Below are 19,664 nucleotides of genomic sequence, written 5' to 3'. Positions count from 1 at the left end.
AATGATGCAGGTTAATGGAGGACACATACTTACAAAAGGAGAATTGCGAATGTCTATGAACAAATGGTTATTTCGATTCACCGGTTTGCTTGTGATGATTGTATGGATGATAACGTTTAGCTCCTTCCATGCATTTGCCTCCGTTAACGTCGTAACACAATCTATCGATTCAACAAAAGTAATTGAGGTCGAACTAAACGATGATTACTTTCAACCAAACGTCATCACGATTCCAATTGAAGAGTCCACAACATTGTTATTAAAAAACAAAGGTAAGCATGAACACACCTTTACAGTAAAAAAACTCGATATTGATGTCGTAGTCAAGTCAGGAAAAGAAAAAAATATTACCGTGAAACCTACAAGTACTGGTACATATGAATTAATATGCCGGTACCATCTTCTGAAAGGAATGGAAGGCAAAGTAATAGTCAAATAAAAAGAAGTTCCAAAAAGGAACTTCTTTTACTTAATTTCGATATCCGCAGAATGAATGTGATGTACTTTCCCTTCATGGTCCTCCAGAAGCAATACACCATCCTCTGTAATTCCTTTTGCTACCCCTGTAATTGTCTCTCTCATCGTTCGAGCATTAATTTCTTTCCCGATGCTCACAGCGTAACTTTCCCAAAGAATTTTAATGACAGAGAAACCATTTTGTAAATACTCTTCATATAATTTTTCTAGTTGTAAAAAGATTTGTTGCATAAGCTCTGCACGAACAATCGGCCTACCAGATTCAATCGCTAAAGAAGTAGCAATATGCTGAATTTCCTCATCAAAATGTTCTTGCTTTTGATTCGCATTAATACCAATACCCATAATGACAGCATTAATTTTATCAGGATCCGCCTGCATTTCTGTTAATATACCTACAGCCTTTTTACCTTGAATCAAAATATCATTTGGCCATTTTATTCCTACGTTTACACCCGTACACTTTTCAATTGCTTGTGCAACGCTAACAGCCGCTAACAAAGTAAGTTGTGGTGCATGATGAACCGGGATGGATGGACGTAAAATAATACTCATCCAAATTCCAGTTCCTTTTGGCGAGTACCATTTCCTGCTTAAACGACCTCTGCCCGATGTTTGTTCTTCTGCCACAACAATTGTTCCTTCTTCTGCACCTTCATAAGCAAGTTTTGCTGCAATATGCTGCGTAGATTCAACAGATTCTTCAAAATATACCGTTCTACCAATATGTTTCGTTTGTAGTCCTAATTGAATTTCATTAGCAGTTACTTTGTCTGGCTTACCCGCAATTCGATAACCTAATCGACGCACAGCTTCAAGTTCATATCCCTCATTCCGAAGGTCCTCCATATGTTTCCACACAGCGGTTCTTGAACAACCAAGTTTATCACTAATCGTTTGGCCAGATACAAACTCACCATCCGCTTCTGAAAAAACTTGTAATAACTGCTTTCTTATAGTAGATTGCATTCTTGCAGCCACTCCCTTATACACTCTTTCTCATTAACTACGTTTCCTTGTACGATTGCTTCCTCAATGTTTTGAATCATTTCAGCAACCCATGGACCTGGCTTTTTATTTGCCCAGTTTAATAAATCATTCCCAGTCACATTCATTTCTTGTCGACTCTTGATTGGCAATGCTTCAAACAACGTTTGCACTCGTTTCACAGATGTATTCTCATAGCTTTCAATCATCGCTTCATATACTCTTTCTGCCATTTCAGCGATATGAATTCCCGTTTTATAAAGAAGGACTGTATCCCAATCCTTCTCCTTTCTCGTACGGATTGTTAATAAAACTGCGACGATATCTTTTATTTTTTTATTCGAAAACTTCCATTGACGTAAAAAGACTGATGGATGTTCTTCCCCGATACAATATAAGAAAAATGCCCATGCCTCAACGTCTGTTTCAAAAGAATCCCATTTATACTGCGTAGCTTTTGCCAATCTCTCTTCTGACATTTGTAAATATGGCAGATGAGAGAACAGCTTCGTTTCTACTAATTCTTGCAAACCCTTCACGCAATATGTGCCAGTTAACAGTTTCTCAAACTCCACTGTAATTCTCTCAATTGCTATATGTTCCAGCAAATGCCCATATGTTTCAATTGCTTGTTTCGTGTTATTTTCTAAAGAAAATCCTAGCGTACTTACGAAACGAATACCACGCATCATTCGCAGGGCATCTTCTTGAAAACGATCCGCAGCATTTCCAACTGTCACAATTTCTCTCTTTTTAATTGCTTCCTGTCCAGCAAATAAATCAACCATTTCGCCTTCTTCTGTCATAGCAATTGCATTCATTGTGAAATCACGACGTTTTAAATCCTCTTCTAACGAACGAACAAATTGAACACTGCTAGGTCTTCGAAAATCTTCATATTCGCTCTCTGTTCGAAAAGTGGTTACCTCATAAGGTTCACCATTTTCTACCACAATTACAGTTCCATGCTCAAGACCAACAGGAACATGTCTTGGAAATATAGCCATCACTTCTTCTGGTAAAGCAGATGTCGCAATATCAATATCTCCAATCGGCCTATCGATAATAAGATCTCGTACGCTTCCACCGACAAAGTAGGCCTCATGTCCTTGTTGCTTTAAAGTCTCAATAATAGAACTAGCTTTTTTAAATCTTTCCATTTTTGTCATCCCTTAATACATCATAGTAAATCGTTTCATATTGTGAAACGATTTTTTCAGAGCGGAACTGCTCGTAAACACTTGCTCTTGCTCGCTCTCCCATATTACGGTGAAGTTCTTCATCCTTTAATAACTGAATGGCTTGATTTGCCACTCCCGTTGGATTTCCAACTTCACATAAATATCCTGTTTCACCATGTTGAATGACTTCTGGAATACCTCCAACCCTTGTGCCAATACAAGGTACACCACACGCCATCGCTTCTAATAAAACAAGACCAAAACTCTCCTTCTCTGATAGAAGCAACATTAAATCACTCATCGCAAGTAGCTCTGCAACATTATCTTGCTTCCCTAAGAATAAGACGCGATCTTCAATATGTAGATTTTTCACCAACTGTAAAATCGTGCAAAATTCTGGTCCATCTCCTACAAGAAGCAACTTCGCATCTACTTCTGTAACAATTTTAGCAAATGCCTGAACAACATCTTGCACGCGTTTCACTTTACGGAAATTTGAAATGTGAATTAGTATCTTTTCACTCTCACTTATACCGTATTCTTTCTTTAATTGAGACATATCACGCTTGAAATATACACGTTCGTCTATAAAGTTATATACCGTTTGAATGTCTTTATTTGGTTTTACTAGCTCATGCGTTTCGTTAATTAATGAATGCGAGACAGCCGTCACAACATCAGATTGCTCAATACCAAAACGAATTAAATTATTTAACGAAGGGTCGGAACCTAACACAGTAATATCTGTTCCATGCAAGGTTGTAACAATTTTAATACGCTCTCCAATCATTTGTTTTGCTAAATAAGCACAAATGGCATGTGGTATTGCGTAATGCACATGTAAAATGTCTAGGTTTTCTCTTTGTGCAACCTCAGCCATTTTACTCGCTAGCGCTAAATCGTATGGTGGATATTGAAATACAGAGTATTGATTTACCGTCACTTCATGAAAATAAATGTTTGGATACACTTTATTTAACCGAAATGGTAAACCCGATGTAATAAAATGAATTTCATGCCCGCGTTCCGCTAATTGCTTTCCTAATTCTGTTCCAACAACTCCAGAACCACCTACAGAAGGATAACATGTAATACCTATTTTTAATTTCATTTACATCCCCCTATTAAATCAGCATGTAATAAAACCGGTTTCTTACTCATAAATCCCTCGGCATATAAAACTCCAACTTCTTTTCCAAACATTTTCTCACGAGCAACCACAGTTTCAACATAACCTTCTGTTAACGGCGTTTTCACACCATCACTCCCTGTTGAAAACTGACTTTCATACGCTTCTAACGCTTCCACTTTTATAGAAAGGCACTCACTTATATCTATACAAAAATTCGGTTTATGAAAACCATTAATCATATAATGATAAAAAGACTCCACACGATGTGGTGGAACCTCTGGCATATATTTACGAATTCCCGCTGAAAAAATAGCTTCTTCCACAAGTTTCGCACAATTTGCATGATCTGGATGACGATCTTCATAATACGGTGCAAAAACTAGTTTTGGTTTATACGTACGAATCACCTTTACAATTTCACGTATATACTCTTCTTTCATATACAAACCACGGTCTGGCATCGCTAAATTCAGTCTCGTTTTTACTCCCATTATACGAGCTGCCGCCTTTGCTTCTTCTTTTCTCAACTCTATCGTTCCATTAGAAGAAAGATCAGCTTCTGTTAAATCACAAATACCTACTTCATACCCTTGCTTCGTATATTTAGCAATGGTACCAGCCATGCCGATTTCAACATCATCGGCATGAGCACCAAACGCTAATATATGTAATCCACTCATAATTGTTCCCCTCATTTTCTAAACTTGCGGTAATCTAAATCTCCTCGCTCTAATGCGTGCATTAACATTTCAGCACTTGCCATATTCGTTGCAAGTGGAATCGCATATACATCACATAAACGAAGTAATGCATTTACATCTGGTTCATGCGGCTGAGCAGTTAGTGGATCTCGGAAAAAAATCACCATATCCATATCGTTTTTTGCAATCATGGCACCAATTTCTTGATCGCCACCAAGAGGACCCGATTGATATCTTGTTACAACTAAACCAGTTGCCTCCATAATACGAAGTCCTGTCGTTCCTGTTGCAAATAATTCATGTTGTTCAAAAATTGGTTTATATGCGTATGCAAACGAAACCATGTCATTTTTCTTTTTGTCATGTGCGATTAAGGCAATTTTCATCCGTTGTCTCCCCTTTAGTCGATAATGTTTTCTAAACCGTACACAAGATGATCTAGATTCATTACTGTCTCAATTGATAGTTTTACACCAGACATAAATGATGCACGATTGAATGAATCATGGCGAACCGTTAACATTTGTCCATCTCCACCAAACATTACTTCTTGATGTGCAATAAGTCCTGGTAAACGTACACTATGAATGTGAATGCCGTCTACATTTGCACCACGAGCACCTTCTAGTTGTTCTACTTCATTCGGATGACCTTGCTGCTTTGATTCACGATTTTGACGAATTAATTCTACTGTTTTTACCGCTGTACCAGATGGTGCATCTAACTTTTGATCATGATGCAATTCAATTACTTCAACATCTTGGAAATACTTCGCTGCCATTTGTGAGAATTTCATCATAAGAACTGCACCAATTGCAAAGTTTGGAGCGATAATTGTTCCTACTGCTTTTTCTTTTGCAGTGTCTGTTAATTGTTTTAGTTCTTCTTCTGTAAATCCAGTTGTACCAATAACAGAACGAAGTCCACGCTCAACTGCTAGTGTAACGTGTTGTTTCCCAACTTCTGGCGTTGTTAAATCTAACAACACATCAGCTTCTACTTCTTCTAAACAAGTATGTAAATCTGCGTAAACAGGTGTATTTAGTGCTGGCATGCCTGGTAAATCAGAAATTTTCTCTCCGCCATGCTTATAATCTACTGCTGCTACTAAATTAAAATGTTCCGTTCTTTCCATAAGAAGGACTGCTTCATGTCCCATACGTCCTCTTGGTCCAGCGATAATTACTTTAATTTCTTTCATTACTCTTTCTCTCCCTCATCAATACGTGTCCAGCGATCTTTATCGCGAGTATTAAATTTATTCATTACAATGTTATGTGCTGTTTCTAAATCAATATTTAAACTATTTGCCATACAAATCATAACAAATAATACATCTCCAAGCTCTTCTTCAATACTACGTTCTGTTTCAGTTGTTTTCTTCGGTTTCTCACCATAATAATGATTAACCTCTCTTGCAAGCTCCCCCATTTCTTCCGTTAAACGAGCCATCATTGCAAGTGGACTGAAATAACCTTCTTTAAACTGACCAATATATGCATCTACTTCTTTCTGCATATCCTTCATCGTTTTTGCTTCCATACAATTCACCTCTAATCCTTCCTCTTTCATGTTAGCCAATTCATCGCGATTTGACAAATATTATTCCCCGCCAAACACCTATTTGCTACCCTTTTTTGGATAGACTATAATGAAGTGAAACTTTCTTTTGCGATTTTTGCAAAAGATCAGCCCGAACCAATCGGGTTCCTACGTCTTGTTTGTCCAGCTTCAGAGCTTTATCCCCCTATCAGTCGTTAGGCAGGGTAAAGGGAAACTTCTTTTGTGATTTTTTATAGCCTGCACTATTTTTACTAACAACTAGAAATTACTTATCATTATGTTTTACCGTATCAGCGGAGCAATGCAATCTACATAATTAGGAGGATTTCTATATGATATCAAATTTGAAGATTCGAAATATCATTTTCATTTTAATCGGTTCCGCTATTTTTTCTTTCGGTATTGTGAATATCAATATTGAAAATCACCTTGCAGAAGGTGGATTTACCGGTATTACACTATTATTGTATTTTCTTTTTAAGTTTGATCCTTCTTATTCAAACTTAATTTTAAATATCCCTATATTTTTTATTGGTTGGAAGTTACTTGGAAGAACGACATTTATCTATACACTAATCGGCACATTCAGCGTATCTTTATTTCTATGGATTTTTCAACGTTACGAAGTTCTCAACTTACATTTAAACTTACAAAATGATATGACACTCGCGGCTCTATTCGCCGGGGCATTTATCGGTATCGGTCTTGGCATAATATTTAAATACGGCGGGACTACTGGCGGTGTAGATATTATCGCGAGACTCGCTCATAAATATGTTGGCTGGAGTATGGGGAAAACGATGTTTATGTTTGATGCTATCGTCATCATCGTCTCGATTCTTACCTATTTATCATACCGCGAGGGCATGTATACGTTAGTTGCTGTTTTTATAGGTGCGAAAGTCATTGATTTTATGCAAGAAGGAGCCTATGCGGCGAAAGGGGCAACAATTATCTCAGATAAAAACGATGAAATTGCTGCCAAAATTTTATCTGAGATGGAACGCGGAGCCACTTTTTTAAAAGCTGTTGGATCGTATACAAAAATAGAACGGAACGTATTATATTGCGTTGTTGCTAAAAATGAAATCGTGAAATTAAAAAATATTATTACTTCTGTAGACCCTCATGCCTTTGTTGCTGTAAGTGACGTACATGATGTAGTTGGTGAAGGTTTTACATTAGATGAAAATAAAAATCCGTTACATACATAAACGCAACTAGAAAAGCTCTCTAGCTTTTCTAGTTTTTTATTACATATTTTTTAAGTTTCTCTAAATCCTCATAAATAAGCTCCAATAAACTCCTATTATAAAAAATGGAAGCAGGATGAAAAGTCGGGAAAATATAATATTCTTTCTCTGACCATGTAAACTCTGCGCTTTGCATATCCTTTAATTTTTGAATGGGCTGTTTTAATAATTGTCCGTGAACATCAGTTATTTTTTTATTTTTTCCTGTTAAACGTTGAAGGCCGATATTTCCAAGTGTGACGATAAGCTTCGGGTTTATTTTCTCCAGTTCATAATCTAACAAAGGGGCATGGGCGAGTATTTCTCCTTGATTTGGTGTTCTATTATACTTTTTCTGTATGATTTCACCATTTCTTTCTTTTTTCTCTCGCCACTTATAAGGTCTACTCCGGACAGCGCTCGTAATATATACTTCTTCCCTAGTAACGTGAATATGTTCTAAAAAAACCATTAATTGTTTTCCTGCTCTCCCGCTAAACGGAATTCCATTATGAATTTCCGTTTCACCAGGTGCTTCTCCTAGCAACATAAATTTTGGATTTTCAGGACCTTGCCCACTTAAAAAGCCTTCTAACTGATAAGGAGCACTACGTTCTTTCACTTGTTTTACTAAATGGCTTGGATATTTCATTTCCCCCACCGCCTTTCCGCATTGCTTCTATTATTTCTATTTGTAATACATTATATAATTCAATTCACAAAACAAAAAAAGACTATCAAAATTGATAGTCTTTAGTCGTCGCTACGCTGCATACCTGTATACATTAATACGAGACGTAATAATTCAAATACCGCTACAGCTGCAGCCGCTACATATGTTAATGCTGCCGCATTTAATACTTTACGAGCTTGGCCATACTCATCTGTTGATACGATACCTAACGCTTCAATTTGTTGCATTGCACGCTTGGATGCATCAAACTCAACTGGTAATGTAACGAGTTGGAACACAACACCTGCTGCCATTAAAATAATTCCTAATAACAATAGTTTTGACATTGTCGCAAATATACCAATCATAATAAATACCCATGATATATTCGATCCAAAATTCGCCACAGGAACTAACGAATGACGAATACGCATAAAGTTATAATCTGTTGCGTCTTGAATTGCGTGTCCTACTTCATGTGCCGCTACTGCTGTACCAGCAACTGAATGACCGTAATAGTTATCGGTTGATAATCGAACTGTTTTCGCAGTTGGATCATAATGATCTGATAAATGACCTGGTGTTTCTTCTACAGCTACGTTGTATAATCCATTCTCATCTAAAATTTTCCGAGCCACTTCCGCTCCTGTCATACCTGATGTTGAATAAACTTGTGAATACTTGCTATAGGCACTACGTACTTTTGACTGTGCATACAACGGTATGATCATTATGATCGCGAAGTAAATTAAATAAAACATCATGAACCTCTGAACCTCCATTGAAGTTTTAATTATAGTACTTCTCATTCTATTTTCTTCTGTCATCATTGTCAATGAATAAACCTTACAATCCGTATCTTTATTTATTACATTATCTATTCTTAGAGTGAACATTACTTTTTCTTTTTTCTCTCTCTCCTTTATACTTTCTCCATCCAACATAAGTTAATGTGAATAAAATAAGACCTCCAGTAATTGTCATAAACCAAATGAGAGAGGGTGCAATTTCATCTTTTTTTACTGTGTGAAATATTTTTTGCAAATCCCCTTTAATGATTCCTAATTGCATTTGCCCACCTTTCGTTTTTAACATAACGTTACGAAATTCATCCAAATAAGATAAATGGGCGTTTACACGTTGCACTTCGTTTTCTGGCAGGGCAATCATTAAGCTTGGATAAATAATGTTAAATTCATGTAAAAATGTGTTTAACGTTTGTTGAAACTGTCCCGTATCTTCTTTTTTCATCGCTTTTTCCATTTGAGAAAAGGCACCCATTACTTTTCTTTCTCTTTCCATCCAAAGTGGTTGATATTTCGACACTTGAGCATCAACAGCGAGCTGCAGGGCTAACACATTATCAATTTTAACTTGTTTACCTAAATCTGTTTCCGAGAGAGATTGCTTCGCCGTGTCGTAAGCTAAAGAAATAACTCTAAATTGATCTGGCGTTACTTCTTGCTTCTTTTCATTCCCCTTTATGACAAACTGCTCCGAGAAATGTTGTAATACTTGTACTGCTTTTTCATCTTCATTACGCTTCACTAATTGTAATGAGTCGTCTAACAAACCCGTTAGTTCACTCCACTCTTCAGCATATATACGTAACGGAAACATTATAATTAGAAATGCTATCAATCCAATTAATGTTCTCTTCATCACGGTCCCCCCTATAACTACTAGTACAAAATATGTGAATTGGGACAAGAATAGAACAGAACTGGACCAAAAAATATATTATCGTTTTACAAACAAAAAAATTCTCTTTAAACAGAGAATTTTTCCTTTGTAATCCTTTTCTTTTTTACGAAATATCTATACAAGCTGTAACAAAGTATGCTGCCGCATAAAATAAATAATAAAATTGCACACGCAGCATGCATAAAGAATTCTTCTGGTAACATTAATATAATTGGATCCGTTTCAATATCAAACATCCAATAATCATTACTGAATAAAAGCTTATGGAATAATACAAAACTCTTTTCAAAATTAATAGCGATTGGTAGCATCAGCGCTATCGGAAAGATAATTGTTAAAATCGATCCGTGCAGTAAAAACTTTTCATTTTTCTTTTTTAATAAATAAATCCCCCCTATTATTGCAATCATAATTGTCGCATACATCACATATTGAATCTTTACTAAAATATTTTTAACATCTACAAAATGAATACTGCCATTTGTAGACATATCTAATGTTGGCAACTGCAATGCTCCATCATAAAACGGCGATAAATATGTGATCAGCACATCGTAATTTCTTTTAATATCAGCCTTCGTCATATCCGCTAAGTCTGGAATGTTTAAAAAATCAATTTCAAAATAATATAGCCATTTTCCGTATACAACCGCCGTTGTTGCGAGTGCAAATATAGAAAATGCTATGCTATATGAAACAACTATCGTAATCAATCGATCCCATATTTTTGTACCACTCTTATTCTTCTTCATTTTCTCCCCCTAAATGTTCATAAAGAAAACTGTTTTCGGTTCTCACGTAAGCAATAATAGTATGTAATACAAAGCACTGCAATACTTAGCCAGAACGTAAAATAACCAATTTCTTCTACAAACAAATGCATAATTCCATATCTCGGCATTTGCCAAAATAAATAATCAATCGCATCATTATGTAATGTCCATATAGCCGCTAGCGCAAAATGCCATTTTTTTATACGGTAAAACGGTGCATATAACAATCCTTGTACTGCCATCGCAAAATGCGAAAGCATTAACATATACCCCATAAGACCAATAGGACCTTTTACATAGATCATAACCCCATTTACAACAACAGCCCATATACCATATTTCATTAAAGTAACAATCGCTAGCGCCTCTATTAATCCCCAATTTCTCTTTATTAAAAAAGCAATTAACACAAAGACAAAAAAGAGACTCGCCATCGGGCTATCGGGTACAAACGGCCAAAATATAGGTGAAGTTTCTTTTAATTGATTGCCATACCATATAAATCCGTATATTGTACCTAATATGTTAACAACTAATAAAAATAATAATACAGAGCGTTGTCTTAACATTGCATACAAGTAAACCAAGTTGTATGTCCAACACCTTTCAAACAAAGTCATTCTTTCCTCAAACTCTACTCTATTATATAGTAAACTTTCTTTCATCAAAATAAAAAGCTGACTACAATTTTTTGTAGTCAGCTTTTTATTATTTTTTATTATACTTGGCAATGAATTCCGAAAGCTTCTTCAATTCCTCATCCGTACCTTTAAATACGCCTTTAGGCATTGAACCTTTTCCATCTTTCGCAATTTTAGCAATTTCTTCTGGTTTTAAAGTTAAATTTTGCAGTGCTGGTGCCGCTGCCCCGCCCTGTAAATTGTCACCGTGACACGTTAAACAAGTATTTTTTTGCATTAATTTATAGCCGTCATCATTTTTATCAACTGGTGCTGTTTTTACAATTGCTCCTTGTTTTTTTGCAGCTTCCCAGTCGTGGTGTGCTACAGATTCCCAAGTTAAAAAGATAATTGATGCAATTGCTAAAAGCATAAACCCAGTTGCTACAGGACGCTTCAATGGGCGTCTTTCTGGTCCTCGATCAAGAAATGGAGCTAACAGTAATGCGCCAAACGCAATCCCTGGCATAATAAACGCCCCAATTACAGTAAATGAGCCAGAAGCATAAGAATACTTTAATAACTGATACAAGAATAAGAAATACCAATCTGGAAGTGGTATATATCCCGCATCAGTTGGATCCGCCATTCTCTCAAGCGGTGACGGATGCGCCACTGTTAAACATAAATAACCGATTAAAAAAACTGCACCAACCATCCATTCTTTTAACAAGAAGTTCGGCCAAAACGCTTCTGTTTTTCCTGGGTATTCAGAATAGTCTTTTGGAATATTTGGTTTCCGAGCTACTGGTACCCGAGAATCTCCTACAAACTTCATCCCTTTGCCGCGATGCATAATCTCCCTCCTTTAGTTCTTTCCCCTTTAATTTAGCAATCTCTTATAGCGGACCGGAAATACCTTGTTTGCGAATCATGATGAAGTGGAAGGCCATTAAACCTAGAAGTGCTGCTGGTAAGAAGAAGACGTGAATAGCAAAGAAGCGAGTTAATGTTTGAGCGCCAACAATTTCGGAATGACCAGCGAGTAATGTTTTAATATAAGGACCAATGAGCGGTGTTTGCTCTGCAATTTGAATCCCTACTTTCGTAGCAAATAATGCTTTCATATCCCACGGTAATAAATATCCGGTAAAACCAAGACCTAACATAACAAAGAAAATAAGAACACCAACAATCCAGTTTAACTCACGAGGCTTTTTATATGCACCCTGGAAGAAAACTCTAAGTGTATGTAAAAACATCATTACAATGACGAGACTAGCACCCCAGTGGTGCATACCACGAACAATTTGTCCGTATGCAACTTCATTTTGTAAATAATAAACCGATTCCCAAGCATTTTTAATATCAGGCACATAATACATCGTCAAAAACATTCCAGACAAAATTTGAATTACAGTAACGAAAAAGGTAAGTCCTCCAAAGCAATAAACGAATGCAGAAAAGTGATGTGCCGGGTTTACATGTTCAGGTACCTCATGATCAGCGATATCACGCCATATTGGTGTAATATCTAACCTTTCATCTACCCAATCATAAATTTTATTTAGCATCTACTTTGCACCCCCTTTTGGCTTCGCTTTGCCTAAATACAGCGTTCCATCTTTTACTTTGGACTCGTATACATCAAGCGGAGCAAGGGGCGGCGTGCCTTTAATGTTCATCCCGTCTTTTGTGTAACGGCCCCCGTGACATGGACAAAAGAATTGATTTGGATGTGCTTTGTCCGAATTCCAGTTAACTGTACATCCTAAATGTTTACATACTGGAGAGAATGCAACAATGTCTCCGCTTTCATCTTTATGAACCCAAGCTGATTTTGGCTCTTCGGACTTGTACCAACCATCAACCTGCTTCACCTTAAAGTCGAAACGTTTCGGCTCTGTTGTAATATCCTTCACTTGTGCAACAGCAACCATATCCGTTCCAGCTTCTTTTCTTAACACCGGATCAAGTGCAAATCGCGTCATCGGCATTAAAATACCCGCTGCCATAAAGCCTCCTACCCCTGTAAGGGTATAATTTAAAAACTGTCTTCTTGACACACGATGTTCTTTCTCGCTCACGAAAATTTCCCCCCTCTATCAGAAATTGTCCCCTCGTGATAAATTATATAAAAAATAAATACTAGGACACTATCATGATATAATACGCTCATGCACAGGTCAATATCATACTACTCATAATAATAAGAACTTTCTGTTTATTATTTCCCCCATTTTTCTTCTAACATCACCATTATATTTTTTATATGTGCATGAATAACTTCTCTTTTCGCTTGATCACTAAATTGGTCTAACGCTAATGAAGGGAACCAAAATAAATCTCCCTGTAATTCTTGCATATCTTCTTTCCATGAAAAATCACTTGTAACATAAGTAATATGCTTAAAACCTTGCTTTTGTAAATGATTTGTCCATTCTTGCAAACGATCTTTTTCATTTTTTTGACTTTCTACTAAATACGTAAATGCAGGTAATAACAGCACTCTTCCTTTATATTCTCTTTCCAACTCCATGCTCAACAATTCGATAAATTCACCTTGTTCTACTACTGTTTTCATTTCTTTTGCTGCCGAAATTGATAAAAGTGGTATTACACCTGTATCTACATACTCTCTTGCTTGCTCAAACTGTTCCACATCTTTTACAATCCATTTCAAATTTCTCCCCTCCCCTCACCTATAAATGACAGAACTTTCACTTTATATATATTAAACCATACTAAAAGAGGTAAAAAAAGAAAAACTACCTATATTAAGGTAGTTTTTCTTAAAAAAGTCTGAAATTTGTAAAATTTTATGAATCCAAATGAATTTTATAACATCTTTAACTCCGCTGTTAACCTATGAAACGCTTCCTTATCTTGCTTATCCAACGCTTCATCAATTTGTTTTAAAATACGTTCTCTTCTAAAAGAAAATACACTTTCTTCTAAAAATCTTTCTGCAAGTAAACGATCTTTTTCATTTACTTCAATATGCTTTGGTAAATACGGGTTTTCTTCTAATACAGCTACATAATTGGCATTTTGAAACGATGATTTAAAATTGAGTTGAATATAAATATCCTCATCTCGATTTAAACGAATATCATGAAACGATTTTTCAGCATCTGTTGTCATAACATTTTGTTTAAAAAAGTGAAATGGTGTGTCTTTCACACAATTCGCGGACATCACTAAACCACGCGGACAATATTTTGCATGCTCTACGAAGTGGACTTTATGCATTAATTGGTCGTGACTCATTAAATAATTCAAAATCCATACACATTCACGCTGTTTCAGTTGGTAATTATTCAAAAACCATTTTACAAAATCCTTCTTCTCGTTTACAGAAACAGGGGTATTCATAGCAATTAAGTCCCTCCTCTGTCTTGCTCTTTTCTTTTTAGATTCAAGAAGCGGCATTCAGTTTCCTTCCAACTTATGAAAAATCCTCTAAATTATATAACAATTCTTCAATATGAATTTGTGTCGGGTCTAGTTGTATTAACTGAGTAAATACTTCTTTCGCCTCTTTTCGCATACCTTCTTCCAATAAGAAATAACCGTACTCTTCCAAGAAGTCTGGATGATTCTTAAAAGAAGTATATGCACTTTCATAGTGTTTTAATGCATCCGAATACATTTCTAATTGTTTTTTTGCAAACGCAAGGTCCCAAAGTAGTTGTGTATCTGGTTCTCCGCTGTCAATCGCACGCTCTACAACAGCAATTAGCTCTTCATATTTTTCTTGTTCCTTTAAAATATACGCATATTTTAATGTTGCACCTAAATGTCCTGGATCTAACTCAAGCGCTTTTTGAAGCACTTCCTCTGCTTCCTCTATTTTTCCTAATTTCGCTGCAATGTTCGCTAGTTCTACATAAAATGGTACAGAAAGCTCATCTACTTTAATTCCTTCATGAAGTGTTTCATAGCTTTCTTGAAGCATTCCCTCTTTTTCATAGCTTTTCGCTAAATACATGTAAAGCGATGCATACTCAGGATCTAATTCTTTTAGTTCTTGCCAAGCACCAATTGCTCTTTGGAATTCTTCACCTTGGTATAATGTGAAGGCATATCCAAATAATGAGTGGATATCTTTTTGTTCCTCAAAACCTGCTTCGTAGTAAGAAATCGCTTCTTCCCAATTTCCAATCGCACTTAACGTTTCTGCAAGGCGAAGTGCAATGACTACACCACCCATTACTTTATGTTCCGCTAATAGCGACTCATAATAAGTGATTGCTTTTTGTTCTTCCCCTTTACTACTATATAACTCTGCTAATCCAAACGTAATAACAGGCTCGTCAGGCATCATTTCTTTCGCCTTTAATAGTTTTTGTTCTGCTACATCATCGAAACCTTGCATTTGGAATAAATCCGCAACAAGTAATAACGATTGAACATATAAATCATCATTTTCCGGAATATCATGAAGCACTTCAATCGCTTCATCTTCTTTATCTAGATCAATATATAATTCTGCTAAAAATACAGTGAATTCACTTTCTTCCGGATACAATAAACGCAAGTCTTCTGTAATAGCTAACGCTTCATCCGTAAATCCAAGTGTATGATAATAGCGAGCGATATCATACTTTTCTTCATCATTCGCAATTTTTAATTGTTCTTTTAATAATTGTAATCCTTTTTCCGCTTCACCATTTTCAATATATGAAACCGCTTGTTCAAACTTTTGCATAAACGTCTCCTTTAATTCTAAAAAATATTCTTTTCTGTTCATTTACCCCGATTGGTTCGAGCTAATAATCAGTGAGGGGATGAGCACCCCCTTACTGATTAAAGTTTCACTTTATCATAAGCAACTAGGTGTAACAACGCAACCTTTAGAAAGGGCATACTTCTTCTTATACTTTCACTAATAACGATTCGAATATGACACCGATACCGCATTACTACTTTCTATTGTACCGTTTTATTTCATTACCGTGCAAATAACTTCCCTTATTAATTATTGGCCCGCACGAACTCTTTACAGTCCTTCTTCTTTATTTAAATAAAAAAGACTCCTATATTAGGAGCCTTCACAAACTCTTAAGAGTATGTTTCTTCTTTCTTTACTTGCTCGTTTACAATCTCTTTCAATAGTTCAATAATCTCATCATTTTCTTCTTTCAAACCGACAGTAATACGAATACCATCATGTATACCAAACGCAGCACCAGAACGAACAATATAGCCTTTCTTCATTAATCGTTCGAAAGCCTCATTACCAGGAATACCGAGCTTTAAGAAAATGAAATTTGTTTGAGATGGATAATAGAATACGTTATATTCCTTACAAAATGCGTAATATTGATTTAATCCTTCTTCATTCTTTTTTACACATTCTTGTAAAAATGCTTGATCTTCTAATGCAGCGAGTGCTACAGATTGCGCTACAGTCGATGTATTAAATGGTAACCTTGCTACTTCTAGCTGCCCAATTAACTTCTCATTACCAACCGCATATCCAATACGGAAAGCAGCTAAACCATATGCTTTTGAAAACGTGCGTAAAACCATAAGATTTTCATACTTTTCAAGAAGTGGTAATGTTTGCGGATAGTCTTCAGCCCCCGCATATTCATAATATGCTTCGTCCATAATAACGAGCGCTGACTTAGGAACTGATTCTAAAAATGAAAGTACATTTTGTTTCTCTACATATGTACCTGTTGGATTATTCGGATTACAAATCCATACAATCTTCGTTTTATCATCTACTTGCTGTAACATCGCATCTAAATCGTGAATGCCATCTTTCAGTAGTACTTCACGAACTTCTGCCCCTTCAATAACAGCATGGTGATGGTATTGCGAGAATGTTGGATTCGCCATTACAACATTTGTTCCTTCGTGTAGTAATGCACGGCTAATCATTTGAATGACTTCATCTAACCCACTACCAAATAACAGTTGTTCTGCTTTAACACCTAAATGTTTTGCTACTTGTGTCCGAAGTTCAAAGGCATATCCATCTGGATAAAGAGCGTATTGACTCGCTAAAGAAGTTAATGCTTCTGTTACGCGTGCTGAGCAACCGAATGGATTTTCGTTCGATGCTAATTTCACAATTTTTGATAATCCATATTCCCTTTGTACTTCTTCAATGTTTTTCCCAGGTACATATGCTCTCAAAGTTAACAATTGCTCTTTCACTCTCATTTTTCTTCCCCCAGTCATTTTATTCAATTCGATTACAATACGGTTGTAATCCGCACTTTAATCGTTTATCTTAACCGCCACTATTACGAGAATACCTCTAAACAAGCACTTCGCACTTCTTAAGCCATATCCTTTTGAAATGCCTCTAACGCAATATGAACAGTCTCATCTGGAATAGATACGACATTCACTACCCCATATTCCTGCATTAGCACCATATGAATTGCTCCAGCATTCGCTTTCTTATCCTGTTTCATCAATTGAACGAGACGCTCTACATTCAAATCACTTGGCATTTTTGGATAGCCGTACTTTAAGAACCACTGCTTCATCTCTTCATAGGAAAGATCAATCTTGTACACTTGCTCACTTAAAAACAAGGCAAATAACATTCCAACCGCTACTCCGTCACCGTGAGTAATATTTCCATATCCTAGCTCTTTTTCAAGAGCATGGCCTAACGTATGTCCAAAGTTCAAATGAGCACGTACACCTTTTTCTGTTTCATCTTGCGCTACAATATTCGCCTTTACCGGAATCGCCTTCGTTAATATATGGATTAACTTTTCATCACGAAGGTCTGCTAATGTTTGCACTTCTTCTTTTAGCCAATGATACAGCTTTACATCACCAATAAGAGCATGCTTTATCACTTCTGCATAACCTGAACGCCATTCTTTTTCAGGAAGAGACTGTAAAAACGGCGTATGATATACAACTGCTTCTGGTTGATGGAATGCCCCTATCATATTTTTACCTAACGGATGATTAATTGCTACTTTCCCACCTACTGCGCTATCGTGAGCTAATAAAGTTGTTGGAACTTGAATGAAGCGGATTCCACGCATAAACGACGCAGCAACAAAGCCAGCTAAATCTCCAATCATCCCGCCTCCAAGTGCAATAATTAAAGAATTTCTATCTAATTTATTTTCAAGAGCTGACGTATGAGCCGCATAGAAATTTTCAAAAGACTTCTCTTTTTCACCACTCGGTACAACGAATGAAAATACTTTTTGCTCTATTTGCAATGCATCTACAACTGTCTGTAAATGGAAAGACGCCACAGCTTCATCTGAAATGATCATAATGTTTGATACAGATGGCTGCATGTTTTGAACGATTGTTGTCAAATGTGACAACGATTCTTTCCCTACATGTACATCATATTCTTTTGATTTCGTTTGAATATGTATGTTTCCCATTAAAATCCCCTCGCATATTCATTATGTTTCTCAATATTTTCACGAATAAGATCCATACGATCTAATCCGAATTGTTCTATTAAAGCTGTCGCTAATTCCCAAGCCACAACCGCTTCTGCAACGACACTAGCTGCTGGAACAGCGCAACTGTCTGAACGTTCAATGCTCGCTGTAAAAGGCTCTTTCGTATCAATATCTACACTTTGAAGAGGTTTATATAGTGTAGGTATCGGTTTCATCACACCGCGCACAACAATTGGCATTCCAGTTGTCATACCGCCTTCTAATCCACCTGCATTATTTGTTCTTCGTGTATATCCATGCTCTTCATTCCACAGAATTTCATCATGAACTTCACTTCCAGGTCTATGCGCTGCTTCAAAACCAATTCCAATCTCGACACCTTTGAAGGCATTAATGCTCATAATTGCGGCTGCTAATTTTGCATCCAGTTTTCTGTCATAATGCACATAGCTACCAACCCCAATTGGCATTCCTTCCACAATTACTTCAACGATACCACCGATTGAATCACCATTTGCTTTCGCATCATCAATTGCTTTTATCATTTGGTTACCAGCTTCTTCATCTAAGCAACGTACAGGTGATGCTTCTGTAATACTTTTTAGTTCTTCAATTGAACTATACGAAATTTCCTTAGCTGCAACACCACCAATTTCAATTACATGGCCTGCCACTGTAATACCAAGTTCCGCTAACACTTTTTTAGCAACCGCACCAGCAGCAACACGTACTGTCGTTTCGCGTGCTGAAGAACGTTCCAGTACATTCCTCATATCTCTATGTCCATATTTAATCGCACCATTTAAATCAGCATGTCCAGGTCTTGGCTTTGTTACTTTCCTTTTCATTTCTTTTTCTTCTTGTTCCGTTAAAGGCTCTGCGCCCATAATTTTTGTCCAATGTGTAAAATCACGATTTTCAACAACAAGTGCAATTGGAGAGCCTAATGTCACTCCATGTCTAACACCACTTACAATTTGCGCTTGATCTGTTTCGATTTGCATGCGTCTACCACGCCCATATCCCTTTTGCCTTCTAGCTAACTCTTCATTTATATCAGCCGCAACTATTGGTAAACCTGCTGGTACACCTTCTATAATCGTCGTAAGTTGTGGACCATGAGATTCACCAGCTGTAATATATCGCATACGTTATTCCTCTTTTCGTATATGTATTTATCTCGCTATATTAAGCAATAATATTATCCTTCCTTAC

23 protein-coding genes are annotated in these 19,664 nt (G+C 36.5%); 2 read left to right on the top strand and 21 right to left on the bottom strand.

What is annotated here, in order from left to right:
- The first annotated feature begins 49 nt into the window (after positions 1 to 49).
- Positions 50 to 439: a cupredoxin domain-containing protein gene (locus tag FS742_RS00405; RefSeq protein ID WP_144610610.1), complete on the top strand. Its 390-nt coding sequence runs from the start codon at positions 50 to 52 to the stop codon at positions 437 to 439.
- 26 nt (positions 440 to 465) lie between these two features.
- On the opposite strand, the gene FS742_RS00400 is transcribed toward FS742_RS00405, so the two are convergent.
- The 7 genes from FS742_RS00400 to FS742_RS00370 are packed head-to-tail and all read right to left on the bottom strand — an operon-like array spanning position 466 to position 6,020.
- Positions 466 to 1,446 (bottom strand): biotin--[acetyl-CoA-carboxylase] ligase, encoded by a 981-nt coding sequence (locus FS742_RS00400; RefSeq protein ID WP_144610608.1) that lies wholly within the window; start codon positions 1,444 to 1,446, stop codon positions 466 to 468.
- On the bottom strand, positions 1,431 to 2,624 hold the full coding sequence (locus tag FS742_RS00395; protein ID WP_144610606.1) for a CCA tRNA nucleotidyltransferase: 1,194 nt from the start codon (positions 2,622 to 2,624) through the stop codon (positions 1,431 to 1,433). The genes FS742_RS00400 and FS742_RS00395 overlap by 16 nt, the downstream gene beginning before the upstream one ends.
- Entirely contained in the window at positions 2,611 to 3,756 is a 1,146-nt protein-coding gene (gene bshA / locus FS742_RS00390) for an N-acetyl-alpha-D-glucosaminyl L-malate synthase BshA (RefSeq protein ID WP_098092956.1), read from the bottom strand. Before bshA ends, FS742_RS00395 begins: the two co-directional genes overlap by 14 nt.
- Positions 3,753 to 4,457 carry a bacillithiol biosynthesis deacetylase BshB1 gene (gene bshB1, locus FS742_RS00385; RefSeq protein ID WP_144610605.1) on the bottom strand — a complete coding sequence of 235 codons (705 nt, stop codon included), beginning with the start codon at positions 4,455 to 4,457 and terminating at the stop codon, positions 3,753 to 3,755. The genes bshA and bshB1 overlap by 4 nt, the downstream gene beginning before the upstream one ends.
- A gap of 11 nt (positions 4,458 to 4,468) precedes the next feature.
- Complete coding sequence (gene mgsA / locus FS742_RS00380; protein WP_000684766.1) at positions 4,469 to 4,864, bottom strand: methylglyoxal synthase; 396 nt, start codon at positions 4,862 to 4,864, stop codon at positions 4,469 to 4,471.
- Between the two features lie 14 nt (positions 4,865 to 4,878).
- Complete coding sequence (gene dapB / locus FS742_RS00375; protein WP_144610603.1) at positions 4,879 to 5,679, bottom strand: dihydrodipicolinate reductase; 801 nt, start codon at positions 5,677 to 5,679, stop codon at positions 4,879 to 4,881.
- Complete coding sequence (locus FS742_RS00370; RefSeq protein ID WP_001992677.1) at positions 5,679 to 6,020, bottom strand: nucleotide pyrophosphohydrolase; 342 nt, start codon at positions 6,018 to 6,020, stop codon at positions 5,679 to 5,681. The genes dapB and FS742_RS00370 overlap by 1 nt, the downstream gene beginning before the upstream one ends.
- 353 nt (positions 6,021 to 6,373) lie before the next feature.
- Between FS742_RS00370 and FS742_RS00365 the strand changes: the two genes are divergently transcribed.
- Positions 6,374 to 7,255 (top strand): YitT family protein, encoded by an 882-nt coding sequence (locus FS742_RS00365; protein ID WP_144610601.1) that lies wholly within the window; start codon positions 6,374 to 6,376, stop codon positions 7,253 to 7,255.
- Positions 7,256 to 7,283: 28 nt separating this feature from the next.
- On the opposite strand, the gene FS742_RS00360 is transcribed toward FS742_RS00365, so the two are convergent.
- The 14 genes from FS742_RS00360 to aroC all read right to left on the bottom strand — a co-directional run bounded on the left by FS742_RS00360 (position 7,284) and on the right by aroC (position 19,597).
- Positions 7,284 to 7,925, bottom strand: coding sequence for a uracil-DNA glycosylase (locus FS742_RS00360; RefSeq protein WP_144610599.1), 642 nt, complete (start codon positions 7,923 to 7,925; stop codon positions 7,284 to 7,286).
- A 101-nt stretch (positions 7,926 to 8,026) separates the two neighbouring features.
- Complete coding sequence (locus FS742_RS00355; protein WP_144610597.1) at positions 8,027 to 8,710, bottom strand: zinc metallopeptidase; 684 nt, start codon at positions 8,708 to 8,710, stop codon at positions 8,027 to 8,029.
- Between the two features lie 109 nt (positions 8,711 to 8,819).
- Positions 8,820 to 9,608: a sporulation protein YpjB gene (ypjB, locus tag FS742_RS00350; RefSeq protein ID WP_144610595.1), complete on the bottom strand. Its 789-nt coding sequence runs from the start codon at positions 9,606 to 9,608 to the stop codon at positions 8,820 to 8,822.
- Between the two features lie 107 nt (positions 9,609 to 9,715).
- Entirely contained in the window at positions 9,716 to 10,402 is a 687-nt protein-coding gene (gene lit / locus FS742_RS00345; protein WP_144610592.1) for a lipoprotein intramolecular transacylase Lit, read from the bottom strand.
- 17 nt (positions 10,403 to 10,419) lie between these two features.
- On the bottom strand, positions 10,420 to 11,010 hold the full coding sequence (gene lhaT / locus FS742_RS00340) for a lipoprotein heptaprenylglyceryl N-acetyltransferase LhaT (protein ID WP_144610590.1): 591 nt from the start codon (positions 11,008 to 11,010) through the stop codon (positions 10,420 to 10,422).
- Between the two features lie 121 nt (positions 11,011 to 11,131).
- Positions 11,132 to 11,899: a menaquinol-cytochrome c reductase cytochrome b/c subunit gene (gene qcrC / locus FS742_RS00335; protein ID WP_000554600.1), complete on the bottom strand. Its 768-nt coding sequence runs from the start codon at positions 11,897 to 11,899 to the stop codon at positions 11,132 to 11,134.
- A gap of 43 nt (positions 11,900 to 11,942) precedes the next feature.
- Entirely contained in the window at positions 11,943 to 12,617 is a 675-nt protein-coding gene (gene qcrB / locus FS742_RS00330; RefSeq protein ID WP_000932700.1) for a menaquinol-cytochrome c reductase cytochrome b subunit, read from the bottom strand.
- Positions 12,618 to 13,130 carry a menaquinol-cytochrome c reductase iron-sulfur subunit gene (gene qcrA / locus FS742_RS00325; RefSeq protein ID WP_001290419.1) on the bottom strand — a complete coding sequence of 171 codons (513 nt, stop codon included), beginning with the start codon at positions 13,128 to 13,130 and terminating at the stop codon, positions 12,618 to 12,620.
- 140 nt (positions 13,131 to 13,270) lie between these two features.
- Entirely contained in the window at positions 13,271 to 13,726 is a 456-nt protein-coding gene (locus tag FS742_RS00320) for a YpiF family protein (protein WP_144610588.1), read from the bottom strand.
- 155 nt (positions 13,727 to 13,881) lie between these two features.
- Positions 13,882 to 14,418 carry a ReoY family proteolytic degradation factor gene (locus tag FS742_RS00315; protein ID WP_144612040.1) on the bottom strand — a complete coding sequence of 179 codons (537 nt, stop codon included), beginning with the start codon at positions 14,416 to 14,418 and terminating at the stop codon, positions 13,882 to 13,884.
- A 73-nt stretch (positions 14,419 to 14,491) separates the two neighbouring features.
- Positions 14,492 to 15,754, bottom strand: coding sequence for a tetratricopeptide repeat protein (locus FS742_RS00310; protein ID WP_144610586.1), 1,263 nt, complete (start codon positions 15,752 to 15,754; stop codon positions 14,492 to 14,494).
- 353 nt (positions 15,755 to 16,107) lie between these two features.
- Positions 16,108 to 17,220 (bottom strand): histidinol-phosphate transaminase, encoded by a 1,113-nt coding sequence (gene hisC / locus FS742_RS00305; protein ID WP_144610584.1) that lies wholly within the window; start codon positions 17,218 to 17,220, stop codon positions 16,108 to 16,110.
- Positions 17,221 to 17,339: 119 nt separating this feature from the next.
- Positions 17,340 to 18,425 carry a 3-dehydroquinate synthase gene (aroB, locus tag FS742_RS00300; protein WP_144610582.1) on the bottom strand — a complete coding sequence of 362 codons (1,086 nt, stop codon included), beginning with the start codon at positions 18,423 to 18,425 and terminating at the stop codon, positions 17,340 to 17,342.
- On the bottom strand, positions 18,425 to 19,597 hold the full coding sequence (gene aroC / locus FS742_RS00295; RefSeq protein ID WP_144610580.1) for a chorismate synthase: 1,173 nt from the start codon (positions 19,595 to 19,597) through the stop codon (positions 18,425 to 18,427). Before aroC ends, aroB begins: the two co-directional genes overlap by 1 nt.
- Positions 19,598 to 19,664 lie beyond the last annotated feature (67 nt).

The organism is Bacillus cereus (genome assembly GCF_007678085.1).
GTDB lineage: Bacteria > Bacillota > Bacilli > Bacillales > Bacillaceae_G > Bacillus_A > Bacillus_A cereus_BE.
The sequence above is the reverse complement of the archived record's forward strand: the minus strand, read 5'-3'. Positions and strand labels throughout refer to the sequence as shown.

Bases quoted from the DNA above. Each gene is read 5' to 3' on its own strand.
- aroC (WP_144610580.1), bottom strand. From the start codon at position 19,597: ATGCGATATATTACAGCTGGTGAATCTCATGGTCCACAACTTACGACG.
- FS742_RS00355 (WP_144610597.1), bottom strand. From the start codon at position 8,710: ATGATGTTTTATTTAATTTACTTCGCGATCATAATGATCATACCGTTG.
- FS742_RS00395 (WP_144610606.1), bottom strand. From the start codon at position 2,624: ATGGAAAGATTTAAAAAAGCTAGTTCTATTATTGAGACTTTAAAGCAA.
- qcrC (WP_000554600.1), bottom strand. From the start codon at position 11,899: ATGCATCGCGGCAAAGGGATGAAGTTTGTAGGAGATTCTCGGGTACCA.
- FS742_RS00405 (WP_144610610.1), top strand. From the start codon at position 50: ATGTCTATGAACAAATGGTTATTTCGATTCACCGGTTTGCTTGTGATG.
- ypjB (WP_144610595.1), bottom strand. From the start codon at position 9,608: ATGAAGAGAACATTAATTGGATTGATAGCATTTCTAATTATAATGTTT.
- FS742_RS00360 (WP_144610599.1), bottom strand. From the start codon at position 7,925: ATGAAATATCCAAGCCATTTAGTAAAACAAGTGAAAGAACGTAGTGCT.
- qcrB (WP_000932700.1), bottom strand. From the start codon at position 12,617: ATGCTAAATAAAATTTATGATTGGGTAGATGAAAGGTTAGATATTACA.
- FS742_RS00400 (WP_144610608.1), bottom strand. From the start codon at position 1,446: ATGCAATCTACTATAAGAAAGCAGTTATTACAAGTTTTTTCAGAAGCG.
- hisC (WP_144610584.1), bottom strand. From the start codon at position 17,220: ATGAGAGTGAAAGAGCAATTGTTAACTTTGAGAGCATATGTACCTGGG.
- FS742_RS00315 (WP_144612040.1), bottom strand. From the start codon at position 14,418: ATGAATACCCCTGTTTCTGTAAACGAGAAGAAGGATTTTGTAAAATGG.
- dapB (WP_144610603.1), bottom strand. From the start codon at position 5,679: ATGAAAGAAATTAAAGTAATTATCGCTGGACCAAGAGGACGTATGGGA.
- bshB1 (WP_144610605.1), bottom strand. From the start codon at position 4,457: ATGAGTGGATTACATATATTAGCGTTTGGTGCTCATGCCGATGATGTT.
- lit (WP_144610592.1), bottom strand. From the start codon at position 10,402: ATGAAGAAGAATAAGAGTGGTACAAAAATATGGGATCGATTGATTACG.
- FS742_RS00310 (WP_144610586.1), bottom strand. From the start codon at position 15,754: ATGCAAAAGTTTGAACAAGCGGTTTCATATATTGAAAATGGTGAAGCG.
- FS742_RS00370 (WP_001992677.1), bottom strand. From the start codon at position 6,020: ATGGAAGCAAAAACGATGAAGGATATGCAGAAAGAAGTAGATGCATAT.
- mgsA (WP_000684766.1), bottom strand. From the start codon at position 4,864: ATGAAAATTGCCTTAATCGCACATGACAAAAAGAAAAATGACATGGTT.
- aroB (WP_144610582.1), bottom strand. From the start codon at position 18,425: ATGGGAAACATACATATTCAAACGAAATCAAAAGAATATGATGTACAT.
- FS742_RS00365 (WP_144610601.1), top strand. From the start codon at position 6,374: ATGATATCAAATTTGAAGATTCGAAATATCATTTTCATTTTAATCGGT.
- bshA (WP_098092956.1), bottom strand. From the start codon at position 3,756: ATGAAATTAAAAATAGGTATTACATGTTATCCTTCTGTAGGTGGTTCT.